Origin of the sequence: Halomonas sp. 707D4 (assembly GCF_024158685.1) — a bacterium.
In the GTDB taxonomy this organism is placed as follows: domain Bacteria; phylum Pseudomonadota; class Gammaproteobacteria; order Pseudomonadales; family Halomonadaceae; genus Vreelandella.
On the sequence record NZ_JAMZBD010000431.1, the window covers coordinates 1 to 2,626 of the forward strand.

General features: G+C 66.6%; 3 protein-coding genes. 1 reads left to right on the forward strand and 2 read right to left on the reverse strand.

Annotated features, from left to right (window positions below):
- Together trpA and trpB are read right to left on the reverse strand one after the other, a co-directional pair.
- Positions 1-554 (reverse strand): tryptophan synthase subunit alpha (gene trpA, locus BIS11_RS14810; protein ID WP_253586407.1); only part of this gene is annotated, 554 nt, incomplete at its 3' end.
- Complete coding sequence (trpB, locus tag BIS11_RS14815; RefSeq protein ID WP_253423398.1) at positions 551-1,768, reverse strand: tryptophan synthase subunit beta; 1,218 nt, start codon at positions 1,766-1,768, stop codon at positions 551-553. The genes trpA and trpB, both read right to left, overlap by 4 nt.
- Positions 1,769-1,869: 101 nt before the next feature.
- Here trpB and BIS11_RS14820 point away from each other — a divergent pair.
- Positions 1,870-2,626, forward strand: a 757-nt coding sequence (locus BIS11_RS14820) for a LysR family transcriptional regulator (protein WP_253586408.1), incomplete at its 3' end; no start/stop codon positions are given.

Below are 2,626 nucleotides of genomic sequence, written 5' to 3' on the forward strand. Positions count from 1 at the left end.
TAGTAGACGAACCCGGAGGCGCGCTCGAGCACCTGCGGCAGGCGCTTGGCGTCGGTGGTGGGCGTGGCCAGGCGGATGAAGTCGATGCCGTGGCGGGCGGCGGGGGTGCAGAGCTCGTCATCGTGCTCCGGCGGAATGTCCACCACGATCAGCCCGTCGACGCCGGCGTCGCGGGCATCGGTAAGAAAGCGCTCGACGCCGTAACGGTAGATGGGGTTGTAGTAACCCATCAGCACGATGGGCGTGTGCTGGTTCTTCTCACGAAAGCGCTTCACCATGGTCAGCGTCTTGGCCTGGGTCTGGCCGGCTTCCAGCGCCCGCAGGGCGGCTTTCTGGATCGCCGGACCGTCGGCCATCGGGTCGCTGAAAGGCATGCCCAGCTCGATGATGTCCACGCCGGTGTCCGGCAGGCCATCGAGCAGGCGCTGGGAGGTTTCCGGGTTGGGGTCGCCGGCGGTCAAGAAGCTCACCAGCGCCGAGCGGTCTTGCGCTTTCAGTGCGGTAAAGCAGCGCTCGATACGTGAGATGCCGGCAGTCGCGTTGGCTTGGCTCATTGGAACTTGTCTCCTAGATAGTGAGCAACGCTCATCATGTCCTTGTCACCACGCCCGCTCAGGTTGACCACCATCAGGTGATCGCGGGGAAGCGTGGGCGCGCGCTTGGCGACTTCGGCCAGGGCGTGGGCGGTTTCGAGCGCCGGAATGATGCCCTCTTCGCGACAGCAGATCTGGAACGCCTCGAGCGCCTCGTCGTCGGTGGCGGATACGTACTCGACGCGGCCCTGCTCGTGAAGCCAGGCGTGCTCGGGGCCGATGCCCGGGTAGTCGAGCCCGGCAGAGATCGAGTGGGCGTCGATGATCTGGCCATCCTCGTCCTGCAGCAGATAGGTGCGGTTGCCATGAAGCACGCCGGGCGTACCGCCGTTCAGGCTCGCCGCATGCTGGCCCGTCGCCACGCCCTTGCCGCCGGCCTCGACGCCGATCATCTGCACGCTTTCATCGCCCAGGAACGGGTGGAAAAGCCCCATGGCGTTGGAGCCGCCGCCGATGCAGGCAACCAGCGAATCCGGCAGGCGCCCTTCCTTCTCCTGCATCTGGCGGCGGGTTTCATGGCCGATCACCGCCTGGAAGTCGCGCACCATGGCCGGGTACGGGTGCGGCCCCGCCACGGTGCCGATGATGTAGAAGGTGTCGTCGATGTTGGTCACCCAGTCGCGCAGCGCCTCGTTCATGGCGTCCTTCAGCGTGCCGGTGCCGGAGGTGACCGGGATCACCTCGGCGCCCAGAAGCTTCATGCGGAACACGTTGGGCTGCTGGCGCTCGATGTCGGTGGAGCCCATGTAGATCACGCAGTCGAGGCCGAAACGCGCCGCCACGGTGGCCGTGGCCACGCCATGCATGCCCGCGCCGGTCTCGGCGATGATGCGCTTCTTGCCCATGCGCTTGGCGAGCAGCACCTGGCCGATGCAGTTGTTGATCTTGTGCGCGCCGGTATGGTTGAGCTCCTCGCGCTTCAGGTAGATCTTGGCGCCGCCGAAGTGCTCGGTGAGCCGCTCGGCAAAGTAGAGCGGGCTCGGCCGGCCCACGTAGTCGCTCTGGAAGTAGGCCAGCTCGCGCTGGAAGTCGGGGTCCTGCTTGGCGCTGTCGTACTCCTCCTGCAGCGAGAGAATCAGCGGCATCAGCGTTTCGGCCACGAAGCGCCCGCCGAAGCTGCCGAACAGGCCCTGGGCATCGGGCAGAAGCGGTGAAGGAGTGGCGAATTGATTCATGGCGACCTCAGGTAGTAGGCGAATGCCCTTACGCTAACCCAGGCAAGACGGAGGAAAAATCGATAAGATGTCACTCATACGTGAGCCAGGATCACCGATCGATGAACCAGAGCCTTCCCCCCTTGAGCGCCCTGCGCGCTTTTGAAGCCACTGCCCGCCTGGGCAGCGTGACCGCCGCCGCTCAGGAGCTCAACGTGACCCACGGCGCCGTGAGCCGCCAGCTCAAGAGCCTGGATGCGCATTTCGAAACGCGGCTTTTCGCCAAGGCCGGTCGAGGTTTGGCGCTGACCGCCCACGGCGAGACGCTGCAGGCAGGACTTGCCGAAGCCTTCGCCAAGCTCCATGACAGTTGCGCGCTGCTCAAACGTGAGGTAGAAGGCGCGCCCTTCGTGCTGGCCTGCCCGGGCAGCCTGATGGCGCGTTGGCTGATTCCACGCCTGGAGCCGCTGCGCCAGGCGCTGCCCGAGCTCAAGATCCAGGTGGTGGTCAGCGATACCGAGCAGCCCGGCGGTCAGGAAGGCGCCAGCGCCACGCTCGCGTTTCTGGAGCCCCCCTGGCCCGAACGAGGAGAGACGATCGAGCTGATGGCAGAGGAGATCTGCGCGGTGGCAAGCCCGGCGCTGGCCGCGCGCCTCGATGCCCACGCGCCGGCGTCACTGTTCGAGCATGGGCTTCTGAGCACCGCCTCGCGCCCCCAGGCGTGGCCGGCCTGGGGGCGCGCCCACGGGCTCGATGCGGCGGCACTCGAGGGTGCCCTGGCACGCGGCCAGGGGTTCGAGCACCTCTATTACCTGATGGAGGCGGCGGTGGCGGGCCTCGGGGTCGCGATCGCGCCCAGATTGCTGGTGGGGGATGATC